This window comes from Paracoccus versutus, from assembly GCF_029909795.1.
GTDB lineage: Bacteria > Pseudomonadota > Alphaproteobacteria > Rhodobacterales > Rhodobacteraceae > Paracoccus > Paracoccus versutus.
This window is the reverse complement of record NZ_CP038197.1, coordinates 2036386-2058864: the sequence shown is the minus strand read 5'-3', so window position 1 is coordinate 2058864 and position 22479 is coordinate 2036386. Positions and strand designations below refer to the sequence as shown.

Here is a 22479-nt window from a genome sequence, read left to right as displayed (position 1 = left end):
CGGCCGGGCGGTGACGGCGCCATGACTTTCCGAAACCGGCCGAAGGGGCCGGAAGGAAGGAAACCCATGCCCGCACCGCCCGCCGCCAATCGCCCGATGACGCCCGTGGAATGGGGACTGCTGCTGGCCCTGGCCGCGGTCTGGGGCGGGTCGTTCTTTTTCAACGCCGTCGCAGTGCGGGAATTGCCGGTGCTGACCGTGGTCGCCGCACGGGTGGCGCTGGCCGCGCTGATCCTGCTGGCCGTCCTGCGCCTGCGGGGCGAGCGGATGCCGCGCGGCCGCGCAGCCTGGACGGCCTTCCTGGGCATGGGGCTGCTGAACAACGCCATCCCGTTTTCGCTGATCGTCTGGGGACAGCAGCACGTCGCCTCGGGCGTGGCCTCGATCCTGAACGCCGCGACGCCGCTTTTCACCGTGATCCTCGCCCATGTCCTGACCCGCGACGAACGCATGAGCGGCGGCAAGCTTGCCGGGGTGCTGGTCGGCTTTGCCGGCGTGGCGGCGCTGATCGGCGCCGATGCACTGCACGCCTTCGGCACGCAGGTCGCGGCGCAGCTTGCCTGCCTGGCCGGGGCGCTGTCCTATGCCCTGGCCGGCATCCATGGGCGCAGGTTCCGCGCGATGGGCATTGCCCCGATGACCGCCGCCGCCGGGCAGGTGATCGCGTCCAGCCTGGTCCTGCTGCCGCTGGCGGCGGCCGTCGACCGGCCATGGACGCTGGCGGCGCCCAGCCCGGCGGCCGCCCTGGCGCTGGTCGGGGTGGCGGGGATTTCGACGGCCCTGGCCTATGTGCTGTATTTCCGCATCCTCGCCACGGCGGGGGCGACCAACCTGCTGCTGGTGACGTTCCTGATCCCGGTCAGCGCCATCCTGCTGGGCACGCTGTTTCTGGGCGAAGCCCTGCAAGCGCGCCATTTCGCCGGCATGGCGCTGATCGGCCTGGAGCTGGCGGCGATCGACGGGCGGCCGTGGCGGGCCGCTGCCCGGCGCAGGCGGGCCGGCTGAACCCATCCGCCCGGATCACAGCCAGCCCAGCAGGCGCCACCACAGCCAGTCCAGCGGCATCAGCACCAGGAAGGTCAGCACCGCCAGCGGCACGGTGATGCGCAGCACATGGCCCAGCTTCTCGCTCGAAAGCTGCATGGCCAGCACCAGCGGCCCGACCTGATAGGGAAAGATCACCGTGGCAAAGCCGACCACCTGGGTCATCAGCACCGCCTTGAGCGACAGCCCCGTCGCGGCGGCCAAGTCCGGTGCCATGGGCGTCAGCACGGTGGGCACGCCGGGATTGGTCGTGACCAGCCCCATCAGCCCCGACATCGAGGTCAGCGACAGGAAGTTGACGAAGCTCGCGCCCTGGTGCAGCGGCAGCCAGTCCTGCAAGACCCCGCCCAGCACGCTGCCCAGCCCCGAGGCATTGACCACCGCCCCCAAGGCCAGCGCCCCGGCGACGAACAGCACCATGCCGAAATCGACCGAGGCGTTGAACTGCTTGGGCGGCACCGCGCCCAGCCCCGGCATCAAGAGCAGCGCCGCCGTGGCGATCCCGATCCAGGCCGGGCCGACGCCGTGCAGCCGGTCCGTCATCCACAGGGCCAGCGTGGCGGCCAGGATCAGCGCCACCCTCCGCTCCTGCGGCGAAAGCGGGGCCCGCGGGGTGGCCTCGGCGCTGCCGGCCTCGATCCGGTCCGGGAACAGCGCGACGATCAGCGCCACGGTCAGCGCCGATTTCGCGATCCCCAGCACCGGGTAATGCAGCAGCAGATAGGACATGTAGCCGAAGGTGACGCCGTGCTGCCCCTCGGCCGCGCCGGCCAGGATCATGTTGGGAATGTTCGAGGGCAGGATGGCAAAGCTGGGCATGTTGCAGGCCAGGGTCAGCGCCACCGCCAGGCCGATGCGCCCGTTCGAGCCCTTGTGCAGCCCCAGCCGTTCCGCCAGCGCCATGCCGACCGGCACCAGCACCACCGCCCGCCCGACCGACGAGGGCATGACGAAACCCAGCGCCATCGCCGCCAGCGTCATCACCGCCACCAGCCGCAGGTAGCTGCCGCCCGCGAGCGGCGCCAGCACCCCGGCGATCCGCCCGCCCAGCCCCGAGCCGGTGATCGCCGCCCCGATCACGAATCCCGACACGATCAGCCAGACCGCGGCCGAGCCGAAGCCGGCAAAGACCAGCTCGGGTGGTGCAAGGCCGGGGATCAGCACCGCGGCAAAGAAGATCAGCGAGGTCAGGAAGGGCGGCACCAGCCCGGTGCTCCACAAGGCCAGCGTGACCAGCACCACGGCGGCATTGCGGCCCAGCGGCTGCGGCACCGGCCCGACGGCCAGCAGGACGGCCAGGACCAGGCTGGCAAGAAAGACAAGGGGACGGGTGGAAAGCTTCATGGCGGCGCCTGAACAGGGGAACGGCGCAGCCTAGACAGAAGCCGGCCCCCTGCGTAAGTTCGCCATCATGACAAAAGATGTCGATGATCCGCCAATCCTGCGCTTCGACCCCAGCGGCACCGCCTTTATCCTGGATCCCGCGCGCCCGGTGCTGGCGCATGGGCGCGACCTTGCGGCGGGCGCGCATGTCGCCCCCCATGCCCATCCGCGCGGCCAGCTTTTGTGGGCGGCCGAGGGGCTGTTGCGGCTTGGCGCCGAGGACGGGGTCTGGCTGGTGCCGCCCGGCTTCGGCATCTGGATCCCCGGCGGCACCCGGCATGAGATGCGCGTGGTCTCGCGTCCCGGCACCGGGGCGCGGACGCGCAACCTTTACGTCGATCCCTCCTGCCCGGTGCGGCCCAAGGGGAGGGGCTGCGAGGTGCTGCCGATCTCGGCCCTGCTGCGCGAGGTGATCCTGCGCATGGCGGCCGAACGGGACGCCGGTCGCCTGGCCCGGCTGGGCGCGGTGGCGCTGGACGAGATCGCGGCGGCGGCGCCCGCGCCTCTCGACCTGCCGGGCGGGCAGGATCCGCGGCTGCGGCGGCTGACGGCGCATCTGGGGCGCCATCCCTCGGACCCGCGGCCGCTGCCGCTGCTGGCGGCCGAGGCCGGGGCCAGCCCCCGCACCCTGGAACGGCTGTTCCGGGCCGAGACGGGCCTGTCCTTTCGCGACTGGCGCAGCCGGGTGCGGCTGCTGGCTGCCGTAGGCCGGCTGGAGCGCGGCGAAAGCAGCACCACCATCGCCCATTCGCTGGGCTATCGCAGCGCCAGCGCCTTCGTCGCGGCCTTTCGCAGCCATTTCGGCGTCCCGCCGCAAAGCTACCTGCGCAACCGCGCCAGCCCCCCGCCGGAGGGCGCGCAAGCTTGACTGCCCGCCCAGCGGCCGCGCCGGTCAGTCCACCGGGCGGATCAGCTTTCGTTCCAGCACGCGCAGCACGGTGGGCAGGTCGTGCCCGCGCTTGAGGATGCGCCCGTCCATGCCGATCACCGCATATTGTCCCTGCGCCTGGCGCAGCCGGGGACGCTTTTCGATGCGATAGAGCGGATGCTCGGCCGCGCGGCGAAAGATCGAAAAGACCGCCATGTCGCGCAGGAAGGACATGGCATAGTCGCGCCATTCGCCCGCCGCGACCATCCGGCCGTAAAGGGACAGGATGACGCCCAGTTCGGCCCGGTCGAAGGCCACGCGATCATGCTCGGACGGGAAACCGAAGGGCGCATTCATCATGAAGGAATGGTGACACCGCCCCGGCGCGCAAGCAACGAAAAAGGGCGGTCCTACGCCGCGCCCCGCGCGATTGTGGCCTAGAGGCCCGCCCGCCGGCGCCCGGCCATGCGCGCCAGCGTGCCGTCGCGCCACATGCCCTCGTGCACGCCGACCATGACGACATGGCCCGCGATCAGCGCCAGAAGCAGCCAGGCCATCTCGCCATGCAGCGCCTCGCCCAGGCCGACCATCCAGCCGACCGGCGGCTGCTGGGCCGGGAAGATCTGGAAGCCGAAGGGGGCAAAGGCCCGCTCGCCGCCATAGGCGCGCAGCAGGGCCGCGACCGGCACCAGGACCATGACCAGATACAGCGCCAGATGGCCCAGCCGCGCCGCCAGCCCCCAAAGGCCGGGGCCGTGATCCGGCCGGCGGCCGCGGTTCGCCACGGCCCAGACCACCCGCAGGACGATCAGCAGGAACAGCACCGTGCCCACCGGCTGATGCGAGCCGACGAAAAAGGACACCAGCGGCGTGCGGCCCAAAGCCGCCCGCAGCCCCATGCCGAGGAACTGCCACAGCATCAGCGCGGCAATGCTCCAATGCAGCAGGCGCGTCACCTGGCCATAGAGCTGCTCGGTATCGCGCAAGGGCAAGGATCTGGGGGGCATGGTTCCGGGTGCAAAGTTGACTAAATTCCTTAGTGACATTATGGCCATGACCGCAGACGGGCAAGGCCCGCAATCCGGTGCCTGGGGTAACATGGTTGTCAGCTCTTCCTTTTTCTTGCGAATTTCCCCGTTCCGGCCGCGGCGCGCCTGACATGGATACGCATCAGGACATCCCGACCGAGACCGGCTGCCCCTTGACCGAGGCGCAGGAGGGGCTGTGGTATGTCCAGGCGCTGGACCCCGGCAACCCGATCCTGAACACCGGGCAATATCTGGAACTGACCGGCCCGCTGGACCGCGACGCGCTGGCCCAGGCCGTGCAGCGCACCATCGCCGAGACCCCGGCCCTGGCGCTGCGCTTCGCCGCCGGGCCCCAGGGGCCGCGGCAATGGGTCGGCCTGCCGCCGATGCTGGGCTTTGCCGATCTCTCGGCCCAGCCCGACGCCGAGGCGCAGGCCCTGGCGCAGATGCGCGCCGACAGCCGGCGACCGCTGGACCTGGGCCGCGCGCCGGCCGGGGCGCTGACGCTGTTCGTCCTGGGTCCCGAGCGGCATCTGCTTTACGAACGCATCCACCACCTGGCCATCGACGGCTATGGCATGGTGCTGGTGACGAACCGCATCGCCGCGCATTACGCCGCGCTGGCGGCCGGGGCGCCGGCGCCCGAGCCCTTTGGCCCGCTGTCGCTGGCGACCGAAGAGGACGCGGCCTGGCGCGCCTCGCCCCGCCGGCTGGCCGACCGCGACTGGTGGCACGCGGAACTGGCCGGCCTGCCCGAGGTCGCGGGGCTGGCACCGGGCCGCGCGGTCAGCGGGGCCGACTTCCTGCGCGATTCCCGCCTGCTGCCGCAGGCGCTGCTGGACCGGCTGGCGGGCTATGCCGCCCGGCACCGGCTGGGCTGGCCCGATGTGCTGAATGCGCTGACCGGCGCCTACCTGGCGCGCTGGACCGGGGGCGAGGCGGTGATCGGCCTGCCCTTCATGGCGCGGATGGGCCGCAAGATCGCGCAGCTGCCCTGCATGGCGATGAACGTGCTGCCGCACCGGCTGCGGCTGGACGAGGACGCGCCCCTGCCCGAATGGCTGGCCGCGCAGTCGAAACGCATGGCGCAGGGCCGCCGCCGCGGCCTTTACCGCAGCGAGCTTCTGCGCCGCGAGCTGGGACTGGTCGGCGGCACCAGGCGGCTCTATGGCCCGCTGGTAAACGTGCAGCCCTTTGACAAGGCACCGGAATTTCCGGGGCTGCAAACCCGGCTGCATATCCTGGGGGCGGGCGCGGTCGACGACCTGACGCTGACCTTCCGCGGCGATCCGGCCTCGGGCATGATCTTCGAGGTGGACGCGAACCCCGCGCTTTATGCGCCCGATGAGGTGCGCGGCCATGGCGACCGGCTGGTGGCCTTCCTGGAGGCCGCGCTTGCGGCCGAAACCCTGGCCGAGGTGCCGACCGCCAGCCCGGCCGAGATCGCCGCGGCGAAGGCGCGCGCCCAGGCGACGCGCCATCCCCTGCCCGACACCACCCTGACCGCGCTGATCGAGGCGCAGCTTGCCGCCACGCCCGAGGCCCCGGCCGTCAGCTTTGGCGCCGAGAGCCTGAGCTTTGCCGACTTGGACCGCCGCAGCGCCGCCCTGGCCGCGCGGCTGCAAGGCCTTGGCGCCGGCCCCGACCGCATCGTCGCGGTGGCGCTGGAACGGTCGCTGGAACTGCCCGTGGCGCTGCTGGCGATCCTGCGCGCCGGCGCGGCCTATCTGCCCCTGGACCCCGCCCACCCGGCCGAGCGCATCGCCCGCATCCTGGCGCAGGCCCGGCCGGTGGCGGTGCTGGCCACGGCCGACCTTGCCGGGCTGTTCCCGGCCGGCACCGACCTGCTGCTGCCGGACGACTGGCCGGCCGAGGGTCGCCCCACGGGGGGGCCGCAGCCGGGCGACCTGGCCTATGTCATCTTCACCTCGGGCTCGACCGGCGAGCCCAAGGGCGTCGCCGTCGAGCATCGCGCCATCGTCAACCGCCTGCTGTGGATGCAGGCGCATTACGGCATCACGGCCCAGGACCGTATCCTGCAAAAGACCCCGGCGACCTTCGACGTCTCGGTCTGGGAATTCTTCCTGCCGATGATGGCCGGGGCGGAACTGGTCATGGCGCCGCCCGGCGCGCATCGCGACCCCGCCGCCATCGCCCGCCTGATCCGCGAACGCGCCATCACCACCTGTCATTTCGTGCCGTCGATGCTGTCCGCCTTCCTGGCCTCGCCTGCCTCCCAGGGGCTGGCGATGCGCCGGGTGTTCTGCTCGGGCGAGGAGCTGACGGCGGACCAGCGCGACCGCTTCCACGCCCGGATCACGGCCGAGCTGCACAACCTCTATGGCCCGACCGAGGCGGCGGTGGACGTGAGCTACTGGCCCGCCGGACCCGAGGATCGCGCGAACCCGATCCCGATCGGCTGGCCGGTCTGGAACACGGCGCTGGAGGTGCTGGACGAGCGCATGCGCCCGGTGCCGCCGGGCCTGGCCGGGCATCTTTACCTGGGCGGCGTGCAGCTGGCGCGCGGCTATCTGGGCCGGCCCGACCTGACCGCGGAGCGGTTCATCGACGCGCCCCAGGGGCGGCTTTACGCCACCGGCGACCTGGCCCGGCTGCGGCCGGACGGGGCGGTGGTCTATCTCGGCCGCTCGGACCACCAGGTCAAGATCCGCGGGCTGCGGGTCGAACTGGGCGAGATCGAGGCGGCGATCATGGCATCTGGCCTGGCCCGCGAATGCGTGGTCATCGCGCGCGAGGATCATGCCGGCGAAAAGCGCCTCGTCGCCTATCTGGTGCCGACGGCGGATTGGCGGCCGGGCCTTTTGGCCGAGCGGCTGGCGGCCGGGCTGCCCGCCTACATGATCCCCTCGGCCGAGGTGGCGCTCAAGGCGCTGCCGGTCACGTCGAATGGCAAGCTCGACCGCAAGGCGCTGCCCGCGCCGGAATTCGCCGTCTCGGGCCGCGCGGCGGAAACCGCGACCGAACAGTTGCTGGCCCGGCTTTTCGCCGAGATCCTGCACCTGCCCGAACCCGCCCCGGCCGAGGCGGATTTCTTTGCGCTCGGGGGCGATTCGCTTTCCGCGGTGCGGCTGGCACAGGCGCTGGAGGCCGAAACCGGCCGCGACCCCGGCCTGGGCACGATCTTCGAGCATCCGGTCCTGGCGGTGCTGGCCGCCGCGCTGGACGCGCAGGCGCCGCATGACGACGGGTTGGGCCCGCTGATCCTGCTGGCCGAGGGCGATGCGCAGGCCGCGCCGCTGTTCCTGATCCATCCGGCCGGCGGCCTTGCCTGGGGCTATCGCGGGCTGGCGCGGCGCATCGCGCCGGCGCGGCGGGTCTGGGGGCTGCAACATCCGGGCCTGGACCCGGCGGTGGCGATGCCGGAAAGCCTGGCCGAACTGGCGCAGGATTATGCGCAGCGCATCGCCGCGCTGGCGCCGCGGGGCAAGGTCCATCTGGCCGGCTGGTCGGTCGGCGGCATCCTGGCGCAGGAAATCGCCGTGATCCTGTCCGCAATGGGCCGCGAGCCCGGCCTGGTCGCCATGCTGGACAGCTATCCCTGCGACGCCTGGCGCGACGAGCCCGAGCCGGACCCCGTCGCCGCCCTGCGCGCGCTGCTGGCCATCGCCGGCTACGACCCCGAGGCGCATCGCGAGCTGGACACGCGCGAGGCGGTGGTGACCTTCCTGCGCCGGGGCGACAGCGCGCTGGGGGCGCTGCCCGCGCAGGTGCTGGACGGGGTGGTGCGCACGGTGACGGGCACCAACCGGCTGATCCGCGGCCATCATCATCGCCGCCTTGCCGGCACGATCACGCATTTCCGCGCCGCCCGCGACCACAAGGACCGGGCGCTGACGCCCCGGATGTGGGAGCCCTATGCCGAGGGGCTGGAGGTGATCGACCTGCCCTTCCTGCATGCCGAGATGACCTCGGCCGAGGCCACGGCCCTGATCGCGCCCGGTCTGGTCAAAAGGCTGGGCGGGGGCTGACCGGCCGGCGCCGTCCCGGTCGCGCCCTTGGGCGGCGCGCGGTCCGGCGGCGGCTGCGGACCGGCCAGGGCCAGCGCGATGAGGCCGCAGACCAGCCCACCGATCAGCCCGCCCAGGCCCAGCAGGATGTCAGCCGCATCCGGTCCCGGCACTGCCATGGCCGGGGGCGCGGACGGGGGCGGGAAAAGACCCGGCACCCCCGGCTGCACCTGCGCGACGCCCAGCCCGCACAGCACCAGGCCCAGCAGAACAAGCGCATATCTGGCGAAAACCATCCCGATCTCCGTTCTTGCCTGCCGCCACAGCAGCACAAGAGGATTGAGATCCGGTTAATCCGCGCAGGCAAAAGGCAGGACCAGCGGGAACGACCCCGCCAGCGTCTGGATATGGATCAGCCCCGGCAGGACATGCAGCTGCGCCCGGTGGCCGGGATGGCGGGCCAGGTCGGCGACGAATTGCATCGTGGCAGGCGCCGGCCCGTCCGGCGGCGGGCCGGCGCTGCCCGAGCGCTTCTCGCGATCCCCCAGCGCCACCAGCAGCGGCAGGGATGCGGGCGCGGCTTCCCGGGCCACGCGACGAATCAGCGCCTCGTCCCACCAGATCGAGGGGCTGATCGCGGCATGGCGGGCAAAGCCCTGCGGCCGCGCCAGCAGCGCGTAAAGCGTGAAGAGCCCGCCGAAACTGTGGCCCCAAAGCGTGCGGCGGGCGGGATCGACGGGCAGGCCAGCCTCGGCCGCCGCACGCAGCGGGCCGGTCAGCCGGTCGTGAAAGATCGCCGCGCCGCCGGCCGTGCGGCCTTCGTGGACATGGTCGGGGCGCAGGCCGTCGCCCGGCCCGTCGGGCGCGGTGAAGTCCAGCGTCCGCAGCTCGCGCGCGAATTGGCGGTCGGTGTCATAGCCGATGCCGACGATCATCAGTCCGGGGGCCAGCGCCAGATGCTCGGGCGCCAGGAAATCGAAGGCGGCGTTGCCGTCCAGCATGTAAAGCACCGGCCAGCCCCCGGCCGGCGCCGGCGCCCTGGGCACCGCCAGAAACAGCCGGTAGCCGGGGCCGACCGCCACCACCTTTTGCGACAGCGCATGCGTCGGCGACCCGGTCTGAAAGATGCGCAGTTCGGCCTGCTTCCTGGCGTGATCCGGCCCGACCTGTCCAAGCTGCGACATGATGCGACAATTCCCCCTGTTCACAAAGCCCTGCATCCTTGCCGACGTTAGTTGACAAGGACGGTCAGGAATATAGGTTGCCCGCTGACCGAAGCCAGCCCTGATCGGGGTCAGCCAAAGCGAGTCCTGTTCTGTTTTCAAGGAGTTTCTCATGGCATATCCATCGCGCCCCGCCCTTCGCGCCCTGCTGGGGGCCTCGGCGCTTGCGCTTTCGGTGATCGCGGGCCCCGTTCTGGCCGAAACCGTCTTTACCAAGCCGCTGGTCGATTTCGCCGGCCGCGTCAGCGCCGGCGGCGTCGATCGCGCCCCGGTGTTCAAGGGCGGCAAGGCGGTGATCGAGGGCCAGAACCTGATCCCCGGCCAGACCGTCACGCTGATGCGCGGCACCAAGGCGCTGAACGCCGAGCCGATCACCGTCGATGCCGAGGGCGGGTTCAGCTTTGCGCTCGACATCGACGCCGAGGCCGAGACCGGCCTGCAGCCCATCGTCGTCATCACCGAGAACCCGGCCTCGGCCGAAGTGGTCGAGCTGAAGATCTCGCCCGAGGTGCCGGTCGCGGGGGCCGAGAAATTCGCCGTTGCCAGCGAGCCGGTGGTGCGCGGGCTCTACCAGGTGAAGTTCAGCGAGGCCGCGAATGCCGCCTTCGTGACCAGCGCCGTCGGCCGCCCGCCGGTCAAGGAGGCCAAGCTGGTCAAGATCAACCCCGAGACGCTGAAGATCGAGGCCGAGGCCACCCCCGGCGCCGCGCCCGCCCGTCCCGACGGCAGCGACGGCGGCCTGTTCGCGGTCTATGGCGTCGATGTGGACGAGGCGAACGGCAATGTCTGGGTGACGAATACCCGCCAGGACACGGCCGCGGTCTACAAGCAGTCCGACCTGTCGCTGGTCAAGCAGTTCGAGCCGGGCGCCGTCCCCCATGCCCGCGACGTGGTGGTGGACGAGGCCAACGGCCGCGCCTATGCCAGCGCCACCGGCACGCCCGAGATCAAGGTCTTCGACACCAAGACCCTGGAGCCCTTGGAGCCGATCACCATCAAGTCGCAGATCCGGGGCGAGGAATTCTCGACCATGGCGCTGGACATCGACGAGGCGGGCGGCAAGCTGGTCACGGTCAGCCTGTCCACGCCCGAGGCGGCGGTGGTCGACCTGGCCTCGGGCGAGGTCAAGGTGATCGCGCTGCCGGGCGCCAAGGCGGCCTCGGGCGTGGCCTACGACCCGCAGGAGGGGCTGATCTTCGTCGCCTCGCAGGCCACCGACAACCTGCTGATCGTCAAGGCCGAGACCGGCGAAGTCCTGCATGACGTCGCCGTGGGCGCCGGCCCGCTGAACGTCGCCTTCGAGCCGGTGGGCCGCCTGGCCTATGTCGCCAACCGCGGCGCCGGCACCGTCACCGTGGTCAGCCCCGAAGGCGAGATCGTGGCGAACCTGGACGCCGGCAGCCTGCCCAACCAGCTGCGCGCCGACGGCAAGGGCAATGTCTGGGCGGTCAACAAGTCGCGCGGCGAAAACGACGAGACGGGCGACCGCATCTGGCGCATCACCCCCGCCACGGAGTAAGAGGGGCGCTGACCCTGCCGGGGCGCCCGCATGCGCGCCCCGGCGCATGAGCCAACGGACCCGCCATGACCCTGACCCGCCCGCTGCTTGCCGCATTCGCCCTGATCGCCTGGCTTGGCCCTGCCGCGGCGGATGTGGTGGCCACCGACATCCTGGGGCGCGAGGTGCATCTGCCCGAGCCCGCCAGCCATATCGTGCTGGGCGAGGGGCGGCACCTGTCGGTGCTGGGGCTGATCCACGACGATCCGGTGGCGCTGGTTTCCGGCTGGCGGCTGGACAAGGCGCTGGACGAGCCGACCATGCAGGCCTACCGCGAGAAATTCCCCGACATCGACCAGATCCGCCCGGTCGGCTCGGGCAATCGCGACATCTCGGCCGAGGCGATCATCGCGCTGCATCCCGACCTGGTGGTGCTGACGCTGATCGACCGGAACGACCCCGGCATGGAGGTCGCCCGCCAGCAGATCGAGGCGGCGGGCATTCCGGTCGCCTATGTCGATTTCTTCTCGCATCCGCAGGAAAACTCGATCCCCAGTCTGCGCATCCTGGGCAAGCTGACCGGCGCCGAGGAACGCGCCGAGGAATTCGCCGCATTCTACGACAGCCGGCTGGCCCGCATCCGCGACCGGCTGGCCGACACCGAGATCGCCCGGCCGCGCGTGTTCTTCCACGTCCATGCGGCGCCGCAGAACTGCTGCTCGACCGTGGGCAGCGGGGTGTTTCACGACTTCATCACCACGGCCGGCGGGCAGAACATCGGCCATGATACCGTCAAGGGCGTGCTGGGCAACGTCAGCCTGGAATATCTGATCGGCGCCGACCCGGACGTCTATATCGCCACCGGCGGTACGCATATGGCGGCGCGGGGCGGGCTGGTTCTGGGCTCGGGCGTGGATGCCGAGACCGCGCAGGCCAGCTTTCAGCGGCTGATCGCGGCGCCGGGCTTTGCCTCGTTGCGCGCGGTAGAGCAGGGGCGCACGGCCGGCGTCTGGCACCTGTTCAACGATTCGCCCGTGCATATCGCGCTGATCGAATACCTGGCCAAGACCTTTCATCCCGACCTGTTCCAGGACGTCGATCCCGCCAAGACCCTGGCCGAGATCAACGCCCGCTTCTCGCCCGTCATCGTGCCGGGAACATGGTGGGTGACGCCGGAACAATGAGCGACGCGACGCTGCAGCGCTATCACCGGCAAGGCCGGCGCAACGCCCTTCTGGTGGCGGTGCTGGGCCTTGCCGCACTGGCGGCGCTGCTGCTGGACCTGGTCACGGGCCCGGCCGGCCTGCCCCTGGCCGATACGCTGCGGGCGCTGACCGGCGGCGAGGTGGCGCGGGGCACCCAGGTCATCGTCTGGGACGTGCGCCTGCCCGTGGCCTGCATGGCGCTGCTGGTCGGCGCGGCGCTGGCGCTGGCCGGGGCCGAGATGCAGACCGTGCTGGAAAACCCCCTGGCCGAGCCCTTCACGCTGGGCGTGTCCTCCTCGGCCGCGCTTGGCGCCGCGGTGGCGATCGTGCTGGGCCTGACCCTGCCCGGCCTGCCGGCGGTCTGGAGCGTCTCGGGCAACGCCTTCCTGTTCGCGCTTGGCGCGCTGGGGCTGTTGCAACTGTTGGGCCGCATCCGCGGCGGCGGCCCCGAGGTGCTGATCCTGTTCGGCGTGGCGCTGAACTTCACCGCCGCCGCGCTGCTGTCCTTGCTGCAATTCGTCGCCTCGGCCGATGCGCTGCAACAGCTGGTGTTCTGGACCATGGGCAGCCTGGCTTCGGCACAATGGCCGGGCGTGGTGCTGATCGGCGTGGTGCTGGCGGTGGCGGTGCCGTTTTCCTTTCGCGCGGCGTGGAAGCTGACCGCGCTGCGGCTGGGCGAGGACCAGGCGAAAAGCTTCGGCGTCGATGTGGCCGGCCTCAGGCGCTGGACGCTGCTGCGGGTCAGCCTGCTTGCCGCCTCGGCCGTGTCCATGGTCGGCGTCATCGGCTTCGTCGGCCTGGCCGGGCCGCATATCGCCCGCATGCTGGTCGGAGAGAACCACCGCGTCTTCCTGCCCGCCAGCATCCTGACCGGGGCGCTGGTCATGTCGCTGGCCTCGACGCTCAGCAAGACGCTGGTGCCGGGGGTGCTGCTGCCGGTCGGCCTCGTCACCTCGCTGATCGGGCTGCCGATCTTTTTCGCGCTGATCCTGCGCGGCAGGCGGCGCTGATGCAAGGGCTGCTGGCTCAGGGCATCTCGGTGCGCTACGGCGCGCGCAGCGTGCTTGCGGGGCTGGACCTGCCCCTGCTGCGGCCGGGCGAGGTCACGGTGCTGGCCGGGCCGAACGCGGCCGGAAAATCCACGCTTCTGCGCGCCATCGCCCAGTTGCAGCCCCATGGCGGGCAGGTGCTGCTGGACGGGCAGGACCTGGCCCATGTGCCGATGCGCGACCGCGCCCGGCTGATCGGCTTCATGCCGCAAAGCCTGCCGTCAAGCTCGTCGCTGGTGGCGCTGGAAAGCGTGATCGCGGCGCTGCGGGCGGGCGAGACCCTGGGCGCGCGCCAGGCCGATGCGGCCGCCATGGCGGTGCTGGACAAGCTGGGCATCGGCGCGCTGGCGCTCGAGCCGCTGTCGGCGCTGTCGGGCGGGCAGCGGCAGATGGTCAGCCTGGCGCAGGCCATCGTGCGCGACCCGCGCCTGCTGCTTCTGGACGAGCCGACCAGCGCGCTGGACCTGGCGCGGCAGGTGCGGCTGCTTTCCGAACTGCGGCGCCTGGCGGGCGAGGGGCGCATCGTCGTCGCCGTGCTGCACGACCTGGCGCTGGCGGCGCAATGGGCCGACCGCATCGTGCTGATCCACGGCGGCCATACCCATGCCGAAGGCGCACCGGAACAGGTGCTGACCCCGCAGCTGCTGGCCCAGGTCTATGGCGTCGAGGCGCGGGTCGAGCGCTGCTCGCGCGGGCGGATCATGGTGCTGATCGACGGCGAACACGCGCCGGGCTGACCCCTAGTTCGCCCGCTGCCGCGAGCGAAAGGGCAAGGGCGCGACGGGAATGCCGTCCTCCAGCAGCTTGCGGGCCTCTTCCAGCTTCGCCTCGCCATGGATCGCGCGTTCGGGCGCCAGGCCCTCGTGCATGGCGCGGGCCTCGGCGGCAAAGGACATGCCGACGTAATCCGAGGTTTCCTCGACATGGCGGCGCAGCTTTTCCAGCGCCGCCTCATGGTCGTTGCGGGGGTTGTGCAGGTCGGGGGCATCGTCGCGGCCATGCGCCACGCGCGGCGCCATCAGCGCCTTGTCCACCTGGGCCGAGCCGCAATGCGTGCAAGTGACCTGCCCCGCAGCGCGCAGGGCGTCGAACCCGTCCGAGGACCGGAACCAGCCATCGAAATCATGGCCTTTTTCACAGCGCAGGGCATAGCGGATCATCGCGACTCCTTTCCCCTTGAATATCGGGCCGGGCAAGGGCTTATGCAAGGCCGCGCCGCGCCAGCGCCTTGATCCGCGCGACCAGCGTGGCGGGATCGCCGGCCCGCGCCAAAAGCAGCGCCCGCGCCGCCTCGCCCATGCGGCGCTGGCCCGCGCCGTCCTGCGCCAGGGCGGCCAGCAGCTGCGGCAGCGCCTCGGCCGTGCAGCCCCGCGCCGCGCCCGCCGCCGCCAGGTCGGCATAGTCGCCGGCATGGTTGGCGACATGCGGCCCGTGCAGGATGGCACAGCGCCAGGCCGCCGGCTCCCATGGCGTATGGCCGCCGTGATCGGCAAAGGAGCCGCCGGTGATGCAGATGCCGGCGGCGCGATACCATGCCGCCATCTCGCCCAGCGTATCGGCCAGCAGCACCGGCGCGCCAAGCCCGCCGCCCTGGCTGCGGCGGACGAAATCCAGGCCACGCGCCGCGATCAGCGCCGCCACCGCATCGCCGCGCCGGGGATGGCGCGGCGCCAGGATCAGCCGCAGGTCCGGCACCGCCGCGCGCGCCGCGGCCCAGGCGTCCAGCATCGGCGCATCCTCGCCCTCATGGGTCGAGGCCGCCAGCACGGTGCGCGCGCGCTCCGGCCCGTCCTCGCCCGGCTCGACCTGGGCGGGGGCCAGCAGCTTCAGGTTCAGCCGCGGCGTCAGCGCGCCCGCCCGCAGCCCCAGCGCCAGAAGCCGCGCCTCGCTGTCCGCATCCTGCGCCGACAGCGCGTCGATGCGGGCCAGCATCGGCCCGATCAGCCCCGGCAGCCGGCCCCAGCGCGCCGCCGAGCGAGCCGAGATGCGCGCGCCCACCACCACCTGCGCCACGCCCCGCGCTGCCGCCATGGCCGAACGGTTGGGCCAAAGCTCGTTCTCGACCGTGACCAGCACCGCGGGCCGCAGCCGGTCCAGAAAGCGCCCGACGGCCTGCGGCACGTCCAGCGGCGCCAGCGCGCAAGGATAACCCAGCCGCCGCGCCAGCGCGCGCCCGGTCAGGCTGTTGGTCGTCACCACCAGGGGAAAGTCCCGCGCCAGCGCCTCGGCCAGCACCTGAACCGAGTTCAGCTCGCCCACGCTGGCCGCATGCAGCCAGATCCCGCCCGGCGCGGCCTCAGGGCCGGACAGCGCCAGCCGCTCGCGCCAATCCGCCCCGGCCAGCGGCGCGGCCAGGCCCAGCGCCCCGCCGGCCAGCGCCGTGGCGCCGCGCCAGATCAACGCAGGGCGGCCTCGGCAGCCTCGCGGATGGCACGGATGTTCTCGCCATAGGGCGCGCTGTTCGACACCGAACCGCCGCGGAACACGGCCGAGCCGGCGACCAGCACATCCGCCCCAGCCGCCGCGACCAGCGGCGCGGTCACGGGATCGACGCCGCCGTCGATCTCGATATGCACCGGGCGGTCGCCGATCATGGCGCGCAATTCGCGCACCTTCTCGACCTGGCTGTGGATGAACTTCTGCCCGCCGAAGCCGGGGTTCACCGTCATCACGCAGATCAGGTCGACATCGTCCAGCAGCGGCCGCGCGGCTTGCGCCGGGGTGCCGGGGTTCAGCGCCAGCCCGGCCCTGGCGCCGGTGCCGCGAATGGCCTGAAGCGTGCGGTGGACATGCGCCCCGGCCTCGACATGGGCGGTGATGATGTCGCTGCCCGCCTCGGCGAAGGCCTCGATATAGGGATCGACCGGGGCGATCATCAGGTGCACGTCCATCACGCCGCGGATATGCGGCCGGATCGCCTTGCACATGGCGGGGCCGAAGGTCAGGTTCGGCACGAAATGCCCGTCCATCACATCGACATGGACCCAGTCGGCGCCCTGGTCCTCGACGGCGCGGCATTCCTGGCCGAAATTGGCGAAATCCGCGGAAAGGATGGAAGGCGCGATCTTGATGCGGCGGTCGAACGTCATGTCTGGCTCCCTGCAATGCCCCTGGTCCCGGTTATCGTCCCGGCCGGCCGGCCGTCAACAGGCCTGAAGGTCGCATTTCTCCGTTTTCCAAATACCCCGCGGGGGTCCGGGGGCGCGAAGCCCCCGGCTTCCCCCTTGGGCTTTCCGCCGCATGGCCTATATTGGGGCCAAGGCGCCAGGCCGCAGCCGGCCCCCGCGCATCCCTATTCCGAAGGACTTGTGATGACCGAAACGAAGGAAATTTCCTGGGACGACAGCATGCTGCCCTTCCAGCTGGAGCGCTCGGACATGCGCGGCCGCGTCGCGCGCCTCGGGCCCCTGCTCGAACACATCCTGTCGCGCCACGACTACCCGGTCCCGGTCAGCGCCATGGTGGCGGAACTCACCACCCTGGCCGCGCTGATCGGCCAGACCATCAAGCTGCGCTGGAAGCTCTCGCTGCAGGTGCGCGGCAACGGCGCCATCCGCACCATCGCGACCGACTACTACGCCCCCGAGACCGAGGGCGCCCCCGCCCGCATGCGCGCCTGGGCCAGCTTCGACGCCGAGCGCCTGCAAGACGGCCTGCCCGGCTTCGACCAGCTGGGCCAGGGCTATTTCGCGGTGCTGATCGACCAGGGCGAGGGCACGACCCCCTACCAGGGCCTGACCCCGCTGGCCGGCGGCTCGCTTGCCAGCTGCGCCCAGACCTATTTCGAACAGTCCGAGCAGCTGCCGACCCGGTTCGAGCTGACGGTGGGCCGCGCACGCCTGCCCGGCCAGCACCAGGACCATTGGCGCGCCGGCGGCATCATGCTGCAGACCCTGCCGGCCGGCAGCCATGCCGGGCCCGAGGGCGACCTGCAATCCGCCGACATCCTGCAAGGCGCGCAATCCGAGGACTGGAACCGCGCCACCACGCTGATGGCCACGGTCGAGGCGATGGAGCTGGTCGACCCGGCCCTGCCGCTGCCCAACCTGGTCTTCCGCCTGTTCCACGAGGAAGAGCCGACCGCCTTCGCCGCGCAGCCGCTGGTCTTCGGCTGCTCCTGCAATGCCGAGCGGGTGCGCAGCACGCTGTCGATCTATTCGGCCAAGGACATCGGCCACATGACCAATGACGACGGCATCGTCACCGCCGATTGCCAGTTCTGCGGCGCGCATTACGAATTCGACCCGAAAAGCCTGGGCTTCGAGGCGGTGATCGACGCCGAGGGCAACCCCCTGCCCAAGGGCGGGGCGGGGGAAAGCCGGGCCGCGCTTTGATGGGAACGATCCGCGAGACATTGACGCGGGCCCTGTCGGGAACGACGGGGCCCTCGTCGGATTTCGACTTCGGCGGCGCCCCGCCGGGCGAGGTGGCGCTGCGCCCGGCCGGCGTGCTGGCCGCCTTCGACGCGGTGGACGGGCGGCTGATCCTGACCAAGCGCGCCAGCAGTCTGCGCCACCATCCCGGCCAGATCGCCCTGCCCGGCGGCAAGGTCGATCCCGGCGATGCCGACGAGATCGCCGCCGCGCTGCGCGAGGCGCATGAGGAGGTGGGCCTCGACCCGGCCCGCGTCGAGGTGCTGGGCACCATGCCGGCGCATCGCACCATCACCGGCTTTGCCATGACCCCGGTGCTGGCGCTGGTCCACGGTCCCTTCACCCCCGTCCCCGAGATGGGCGAGGTCGAGGAGGTGTTCACCGTCCCCTTCGCCCATGTATCCGACCCGGCGAACTACCATGTCGAGGGCCGGATCTGGCGCGGGGTGCGGCGCGACTATTACGTCGCCCCCTGGGGCCCCTATTATATCTGGGGCGCCACCGCCCGCGTTCTGCATTCCCTTGCGACAAGGATTGCCCGATGACCCGGCTGACCGCGCCCTTCCTCGACGACCCGGCCCTGGGGCAGGTACTGGCCGCGCTGGCGGCCCAGGGCGCGCAGGCGCTGATCGTCGGCGGCGCGGTCCGAAACGCGCTTCTGGGCGAGCCGGTGGCGGATGTGGACATCTCGACCTCGGCCCGGCCCGAAGAGACCGTGCGGCTGGCCGAGGCGGCGGGCCTGCGCAGTGTGCCCACCGGCATCGAGCATGGCACCGTCACCATCATCGCCGATGGCCGCGGCTTCGAAGTCACCAGTTTCCGCCGCGACGTGGAAACGGATGGCCGCCGCGCCGTCGTGGCCTATTCCGACCGCATCGAGGATGACGCGCAGCGCCGCGACTTCACCATGAACGCGCTTTACGCCACCGCCTCGGGCGAGGTGCTGGACCCGGTGGGCGGCCTGCCCGACCTGGCCGCGCGTCGGCTGCGCTTCGTCGGCGACCCGCGCGCGCGCATCGCCGAGGACTATCTGCGCATCCTGCGCTTCTTTCGCCTGCTGGCCTGGTATGGGCGCGAGGCCGACCTGCACGCGCTGGCCGCCTGCCGCGAATTGCGCCAGGGGCTTGCCGGCATCTCGAAGGAACGCATCGGCCACGAGATGCGCAAGCTGCTCGACGCCCCCGACCCTTCCCCCGCCATGGCGCTGATGGCCGAGGCGGGCGTGCTGCCGCTGGTCCTGCCCGGTGCGGATGCCAGCGACCTGCCCGACCTGGTCGAGGTCGAGCGGGAATATGGCACCGGCGCCCTGCCCTGCTGGCCGCGCCGGCTGGCGCTCTTGGGCGCGCCGAACCCGGCCGAGGCGCTGCGCCTGTCGCGGGACGAGGCCCGCACCCAGGACCGGATCGCGCAGGCGCTGGCCATGCCCGCGCCGGCCGCCGCCTATCGCCTGGGCCGCGCGAACGCCGCGCAATCGGTGCTGATCCGTGCCGCCCGCGGCGACCGGCCGGCCTTTGGCTGGTGCCACGAACTGGCGCGCGGCGCCGCGGCGAAATTCCCGCTGACCGCCCGCGACCTGATGCCCGAACTGTCCGGCCCCGCCCTGGGCGAGGCGCTGCGCCGGGCCGAGGACGCCTTTGTCGAAAGCGATTTCACCCTGCCGCCCGAGGCGCTGCTGCGGATCGCCCTGCAACAAGAGGCCCGCGCCTGATGCATGATTTCTTCGCCCGCATGATCGACGCCTTCCGCCCGGCCGAGGGTCCGCCGCCGCGCAGCCTGCTGGCATTCTTCCGCTGGTGCCTGTCGGGCGCCTGGCCGGGGCTGACGCTGGCGGCGGTGGCCTCGGCGCTGGGGGGCATCGCCGACGTGGTCTCGGCCGTGCTGCTGGGCTGGGTGGTGGATGCGGTGGTCTCGACCCCCGCGGATCGGATCTGGGCGGACCAGGGCGGGCTGATCCTGGGCTTTGCCGCCTTCTTCCTGCTGATCCGCCCGGCGATCTTCGGGCTTTCCACCGCCAGCTCCAGCGTCATCATCGGGCCGAACATCCTGCCGCTGGTGCTGTCGCGGCTGCATCGCTGGACCATGGGCCATGCAGTGACCTTCTTTGACAACGACTTTGCCGGCCGCATCGCGCAAAAGCAGATGCAGACCGCCCGCGCCGTGACCGACGTGGCGACCGAATTCGTCAACGTGGTGGCCTTTGCCCTGGCCTCGGTGATCGGCTCTGCCGCCTTCCTGGTCTCGGTCGACGGCTGGGGCGCGCTGGCGCTGATGGTCTGGCTGGGCTCATACGTGCTGCTGATCCGCTTCTTCCTGCCGCGCATCCGCACGCGCTCGGCCAGCCGGGCCTCGGCGCGGGCCATGGTCACGGGGCAGGTCGTGGACACGATCACCAACATCAAGACCGTCAAGCTTTTCGCCCATGCCGAGCACGAGGACCGCGCCGCGCTTGGCGCCATGGCCGGTTTCCGCGAACGCGCGCTGGACTTCGGCCGGGTCAGCACCTGGTTTCGCCTGTCGCTGATGACCATCGCCGGCGCGCTGCCGGTGATCCTGGTCGGCGGCACCATCCTGTTGTGGCGGCAGGGCATGGCCACGGCGGGCGACATCGCCGCCGCCGGCGCCATCGCCATGCGGCTGGCGCAGATGACCGGCTGGGTCAGCATGGCGCTGATGGGGGTCTGGGGCAGCATCGGCGAGGTCGAGGACGGCATGAAGACCCTGGCCCCGCCCCATGCCCTGACCGATGCGCCCGACGCCATCGCCCTGGGCCGGGTCGCGGGGCGGATCGACTTCGACCATGTGGATTTCGCCTATGGCCGCGGTGAAGGCGGCATCAGCGACCTGGACCTGCATGTCGCGCCCGGCGAAAAGCTGGGCATCGTCGGCGCCTCGGGGGCGGGGAAATCGACCATGGTCTCGCTGCTTTTGCGGCTCTACGACGTGGAAAGCGGCGCGGTGCGGGTGGACGGCCACGACGTGCGCGCGGTGACGCAGGAAAGCCTGCGCCGCAACATCGCCATGGTCACGCAGGAAACCGCGATGTTCAACCGCTCGGCGCGCGAGAACATCCTGTATGGCCGCCCCGATGCGACCGAGGAGGAAATCGTCGCCGCCGCCACGGCCGCCGAGGCGCATGAGTTCATCCTGAAGCTGCGCGACCACATGGGCCGCACCGGCTATGACGCGCATCTGGGCGAACGCGGCGTCAAGCTGTCTGGCGGCCAGCGCCAGCGCATCGCATTGGCCCGCGCGCTGCTGAAGGACGCGCCGATCCTGGTCCTGGACGAGGCGACCTCGGCGCTCGACAGCGAGGTCGAGGCGCAGGTCCAGGACGCGCTGCACCGCGCCATGCGGGGCAAGACGGTGCTGGCCATCGCCCACCGGCTCTCGACCATCGCCGAGCTGGACCGCATCGTCGTGCTGGAGGCCGGGCGCATCGTCGAACAGGGCGCTCATGCCGAGCTGCTGGCGCTGGACGGCACCTATGCGCGCTACTGGAACCGCCAGTCGGGCGGCTTCCTGGGCACCGAGGACGATGCGGCGGAGGCCGCCGAGTGACACTCTGGACCGTCGAGCGGCTGGGCCGCAAGGGCGACGGCGTCGCCATCAGCGGCGATCGGCGCGCGCTGGCCGCACTGGTGCTGCCCGGCGAACAGATCGAGGGCGAGGCCGAGGCCGGCCGCATCGCCGCCCCGCGCATCGTGACGCCTTCGGCCGAGCGGGTGCGCCCGCCCTGCCAGCATTACCGCGCCTGCGGCGGCTGTTCGCTGATGCATGGCTCGGACGATTTCGTGAAGGCATGGAAGGTCGGCGTGGTGGCCGAGGCGTTGCGGGCGCAGGGGCTTTCGGCGCCGGTCGCGGGGGTGCATGTCTCGCCGCCGCGCTCGCGCCGGCGGGCGGTGCTGTCGGGGCGGCGCACGAAGAAGGGCGCGCTCGTGGGCTTTCACGCCCGCGCCTCGGACGTGATCGTGGACATCGCCGATTGCCATGTGCTGCGGCCGGCGATCCAGTCCGCGCTGCCGATGCTGCGGCAGCTGGTGACGGCCGGCGCCTCGCGTTCGGCCGAGCTGTCGCTGACCGTGACCGAGACTCCGGCGGGGCTGGACCTGGCCGTCTCCGGCGGCAAGCCGATGGAGCCGGCGCTGTTCCAGGCCCTCGCGACGCTGGCCGACCAGGGCGACCTGGCGCGGCTGGGCTGGGACGGGCAGGCGATCACCCGCCGCCCGCCGGCGCTGGCCATGGGCCGGGCGCGGGTGGTGCCGCCGCCGGGCGCATTCCTGCAAGCCACCGCCGAGGGCGAGGCCGCGCTGCTGGCCGCCGTGCGCGGCATGGTGGGGAACGCCGGGCGGGTGCTGGACCTGTTCGCGGGCTGCGGCACCTTCTCGCTGCCCCTGTCCGAGACGGCCGAGGTCCATGCCGTCGAGGGGTTGGCCGCGCCGTTGCAGGCACTGGATGCCGCCGCCCGGCAGGCACCGGGCCTGCGCCGAATCACGACCGAGATTCGCGACCTGGCGCGCCGCCCGCTGATGCCCGACGAGCTGGCCTATGACGCAATCGTGATCGATCCGCCCCGCGCCGGGGCCGAGGCGCAGGCGCGCGAGATCGCCCGCGCGCAGGTGCCGCGGCTCGCCTGGGTCAGCTGCGACCCCGTCACTTTCGCAAGGGATGCGCGGATTCTCGCCGAGGGAGGCTATGGGTTGTGCCGGCTGTTCGTGGTCGACCAATTCCGCTGGTCGCCGCATGTCGAGACCGTGGCGGAGTTTCGCCGACGCTAGCGAAATTTTAATCTCTGTGGTATTTCATAACAAAACGAAGCGCATAGCGCACACAGAGGGTAGTG

20 protein-coding genes are annotated in these 22479 nt (G+C 71.6%); 12 read left to right on the top strand and 8 right to left on the bottom strand.

The window, feature by feature from the left end; all coding sequences use genetic code 11:
* The first annotated feature begins 66 nt into the window (after positions 1-66).
* Entirely contained in the window at positions 67-1005 is a 939-nt protein-coding gene (locus tag E3U25_RS21435) for a DMT family transporter (RefSeq protein WP_116223104.1), read from the top strand.
* A 15-nt stretch (positions 1006-1020) separates the two neighbouring features.
* Here the strand turns inward: E3U25_RS21435 and E3U25_RS21430 are convergent, their stop codons facing one another.
* Positions 1021-2388 (bottom strand): SLC13 family permease, encoded by a 1368-nt coding sequence (locus tag E3U25_RS21430; RefSeq protein ID WP_116223105.1) that lies wholly within the window; start codon positions 2386-2388, stop codon positions 1021-1023.
* A 67-nt stretch (positions 2389-2455) separates the two neighbouring features.
* Between E3U25_RS21430 and E3U25_RS21425 the strand changes: the two genes are divergently transcribed.
* Positions 2456-3295 carry an AraC family transcriptional regulator gene (locus E3U25_RS21425; protein ID WP_116223106.1) on the top strand — a complete coding sequence of 280 codons (840 nt, stop codon included), beginning with the start codon at positions 2456-2458 and terminating at the stop codon, positions 3293-3295.
* Between the two features lie 24 nt (positions 3296-3319).
* Here E3U25_RS21425 and E3U25_RS21420 read toward each other — a convergent pair whose 3' ends face one another.
* Both E3U25_RS21420 and E3U25_RS21415 read right to left on the bottom strand, forming a co-directional pair.
* Positions 3320-3652: a DUF2794 domain-containing protein gene (locus E3U25_RS21420; protein WP_036760319.1), complete on the bottom strand. Its 333-nt coding sequence runs from the start codon at positions 3650-3652 to the stop codon at positions 3320-3322.
* Positions 3653-3732: 80 nt separating this feature from the next.
* Positions 3733-4281, bottom strand: coding sequence for a cytochrome b (locus E3U25_RS21415; RefSeq protein ID WP_240540283.1), 549 nt, complete (start codon positions 4279-4281; stop codon positions 3733-3735).
* Positions 4282-4454: 173 nt separating this feature from the next.
* Between E3U25_RS21415 and E3U25_RS21410 the strand changes: the two genes are divergently transcribed.
* Positions 4455-8312, top strand: a complete 3858-nt coding sequence (locus E3U25_RS21410) for a non-ribosomal peptide synthetase (protein ID WP_116223107.1) — start codon at positions 4455-4457, stop codon at positions 8310-8312.
* Here E3U25_RS21410 and E3U25_RS21405 read toward each other — a convergent pair.
* On the bottom strand, positions 8198-8587 hold the full coding sequence (locus E3U25_RS21405) for a hypothetical protein (protein WP_140848071.1): 390 nt from the start codon (positions 8585-8587) through the stop codon (positions 8198-8200). The two genes, E3U25_RS21410 and E3U25_RS21405, sit on opposite strands and share 115 nt — an antisense overlap.
* A gap of 54 nt (positions 8588-8641) precedes the next feature.
* Positions 8642-9475 (bottom strand): alpha/beta hydrolase, encoded by an 834-nt coding sequence (locus E3U25_RS21400; protein WP_116223290.1) that lies wholly within the window; start codon positions 9473-9475, stop codon positions 8642-8644.
* 151 nt (positions 9476-9626) lie between these two features.
* On the opposite strand from E3U25_RS21400, the gene E3U25_RS21395 reads away from it, so the two are divergent.
* The 4 genes from E3U25_RS21395 to E3U25_RS21380 all read left to right on the top strand — a co-directional run bounded on the left by E3U25_RS21395 (position 9627) and on the right by E3U25_RS21380 (position 14003).
* Positions 9627-11033 (top strand): Vgb family protein, encoded by a 1407-nt coding sequence (locus E3U25_RS21395; RefSeq protein ID WP_116223108.1) that lies wholly within the window; start codon positions 9627-9629, stop codon positions 11031-11033.
* A 65-nt stretch (positions 11034-11098) separates the two neighbouring features.
* Positions 11099-12196, top strand: a complete 1098-nt coding sequence (locus E3U25_RS21390) for an ABC transporter substrate-binding protein (RefSeq protein WP_116223109.1) — start codon at positions 11099-11101, stop codon at positions 12194-12196.
* Positions 12193-13227, top strand: a complete 1035-nt coding sequence (locus tag E3U25_RS21385) for a FecCD family ABC transporter permease (RefSeq protein ID WP_036758161.1) — start codon at positions 12193-12195, stop codon at positions 13225-13227. Before E3U25_RS21390 ends, E3U25_RS21385 begins: the two co-directional genes overlap by 4 nt.
* Positions 13227-14003, top strand: a complete 777-nt coding sequence (locus E3U25_RS21380; protein ID WP_036758163.1) for an ABC transporter ATP-binding protein — start codon at positions 13227-13229, stop codon at positions 14001-14003. The genes E3U25_RS21385 and E3U25_RS21380 overlap by 1 nt, the downstream gene beginning before the upstream one ends.
* Positions 14004-14006: 3 nt before the next feature.
* On the opposite strand, the gene E3U25_RS21375 is transcribed toward E3U25_RS21380, so the two are convergent.
* Genes E3U25_RS21375 through rpe form a run of 3 tightly spaced genes read right to left on the bottom strand, consistent with a single transcriptional unit; the run spans position 14007 to position 16355 of the window.
* Entirely contained in the window at positions 14007-14426 is a 420-nt protein-coding gene (locus E3U25_RS21375) for a DUF1178 family protein (protein ID WP_036758165.1), read from the bottom strand.
* 40 nt (positions 14427-14466) lie between these two features.
* Positions 14467-15666, bottom strand: a complete 1200-nt coding sequence (locus E3U25_RS21370; RefSeq protein WP_072461141.1) for a 3-deoxy-D-manno-octulosonic acid transferase — start codon at positions 15664-15666, stop codon at positions 14467-14469.
* Positions 15663-16355 (bottom strand): ribulose-phosphate 3-epimerase, encoded by a 693-nt coding sequence (gene rpe / locus E3U25_RS21365; protein WP_116223110.1) that lies wholly within the window; start codon positions 16353-16355, stop codon positions 15663-15665. The genes E3U25_RS21370 and rpe overlap by 4 nt, the downstream gene beginning before the upstream one ends.
* 222 nt (positions 16356-16577) lie before the next feature.
* On the opposite strand from rpe, the gene hslO reads away from it, so the two are divergent.
* From hslO to E3U25_RS21340, 5 genes are read left to right on the top strand one after another with little or no spacing between them, the layout of a single operon-like run.
* Positions 16578-17600, top strand: coding sequence for an Hsp33 family molecular chaperone HslO (gene hslO, locus E3U25_RS21360; protein WP_036758171.1), 1023 nt, complete (start codon positions 16578-16580; stop codon positions 17598-17600).
* The gene (locus E3U25_RS21355; protein WP_116223111.1) at positions 17600-18184 is read left to right on the top strand and encodes an NUDIX hydrolase; all 585 of its coding nucleotides are present in this window, start codon (positions 17600-17602) and stop codon (positions 18182-18184) included. The genes hslO and E3U25_RS21355 overlap by 1 nt, the downstream gene beginning before the upstream one ends.
* A complete protein-coding gene (locus E3U25_RS21350) occupies positions 18181-19347 on the top strand; it encodes a CCA tRNA nucleotidyltransferase (RefSeq protein WP_116223112.1) in 1167 nt (388 codons plus the stop codon). The genes E3U25_RS21355 and E3U25_RS21350 overlap by 4 nt, the downstream gene beginning before the upstream one ends.
* Positions 19347-21197, top strand: a complete 1851-nt coding sequence (locus tag E3U25_RS21345) for an ABC transporter ATP-binding protein (protein WP_036758176.1) — start codon at positions 19347-19349, stop codon at positions 21195-21197. The genes E3U25_RS21350 and E3U25_RS21345 overlap by 1 nt, the downstream gene beginning before the upstream one ends.
* Positions 21194-22414, top strand: coding sequence for a class I SAM-dependent RNA methyltransferase (locus tag E3U25_RS21340; protein WP_116223113.1), 1221 nt, complete (start codon positions 21194-21196; stop codon positions 22412-22414). Before E3U25_RS21345 ends, E3U25_RS21340 begins: the two co-directional genes overlap by 4 nt.
* Positions 22415-22479: the final 65 nt, after the last annotated feature.

What these genes read in the sequence shown, in the direction of transcription:
- E3U25_RS21435 (WP_116223104.1), top strand. Translation starts at nt 67, where the DNA reads ATGCCCGCACCGCCCGCCGCCAATCGCCCGATGACGCCCGTGGAATGG.
- E3U25_RS21430 (WP_116223105.1), bottom strand. Translation starts at nt 2,388, where the DNA reads ATGAAGCTTTCCACCCGTCCCCTTGTCTTTCTTGCCAGCCTGGTCCTG.
- E3U25_RS21425 (WP_116223106.1), top strand. Translation starts at nt 2,456, where the DNA reads ATGACAAAAGATGTCGATGATCCGCCAATCCTGCGCTTCGACCCCAGC.
- E3U25_RS21420 (WP_036760319.1), bottom strand. Translation starts at nt 3,652, where the DNA reads ATGAATGCGCCCTTCGGTTTCCCGTCCGAGCATGATCGCGTGGCCTTC.
- E3U25_RS21410 (WP_116223107.1), top strand. Translation starts at nt 4,455, where the DNA reads ATGGATACGCATCAGGACATCCCGACCGAGACCGGCTGCCCCTTGACC.
- E3U25_RS21405 (WP_140848071.1), bottom strand. Translation starts at nt 8,587, where the DNA reads ATGGTTTTCGCCAGATATGCGCTTGTTCTGCTGGGCCTGGTGCTGTGC.
- E3U25_RS21400 (WP_116223290.1), bottom strand. Translation starts at nt 9,475, where the DNA reads ATGTCGCAGCTTGGACAGGTCGGGCCGGATCACGCCAGGAAGCAGGCC.
- E3U25_RS21395 (WP_116223108.1), top strand. Translation starts at nt 9,627, where the DNA reads ATGGCATATCCATCGCGCCCCGCCCTTCGCGCCCTGCTGGGGGCCTCG.
- E3U25_RS21390 (WP_116223109.1), top strand. Translation starts at nt 11,099, where the DNA reads ATGACCCTGACCCGCCCGCTGCTTGCCGCATTCGCCCTGATCGCCTGG.
- E3U25_RS21385 (WP_036758161.1), top strand. Translation starts at nt 12,193, where the DNA reads ATGAGCGACGCGACGCTGCAGCGCTATCACCGGCAAGGCCGGCGCAAC.
- E3U25_RS21380 (WP_036758163.1), top strand. Translation starts at nt 13,227, where the DNA reads ATGCAAGGGCTGCTGGCTCAGGGCATCTCGGTGCGCTACGGCGCGCGC.
- E3U25_RS21375 (WP_036758165.1), bottom strand. Translation starts at nt 14,426, where the DNA reads ATGATCCGCTATGCCCTGCGCTGTGAAAAAGGCCATGATTTCGATGGC.
- rpe (WP_116223110.1), bottom strand. Translation starts at nt 16,355, where the DNA reads ATGACGTTCGACCGCCGCATCAAGATCGCGCCTTCCATCCTTTCCGCG.
- hslO (WP_036758171.1), top strand. Translation starts at nt 16,578, where the DNA reads ATGACCGAAACGAAGGAAATTTCCTGGGACGACAGCATGCTGCCCTTC.
- E3U25_RS21355 (WP_116223111.1), top strand. Translation starts at nt 17,600, where the DNA reads ATGGGAACGATCCGCGAGACATTGACGCGGGCCCTGTCGGGAACGACG.
- E3U25_RS21350 (WP_116223112.1), top strand. Translation starts at nt 18,181, where the DNA reads ATGACCCGGCTGACCGCGCCCTTCCTCGACGACCCGGCCCTGGGGCAG.
- E3U25_RS21345 (WP_036758176.1), top strand. Translation starts at nt 19,347, where the DNA reads ATGCATGATTTCTTCGCCCGCATGATCGACGCCTTCCGCCCGGCCGAG.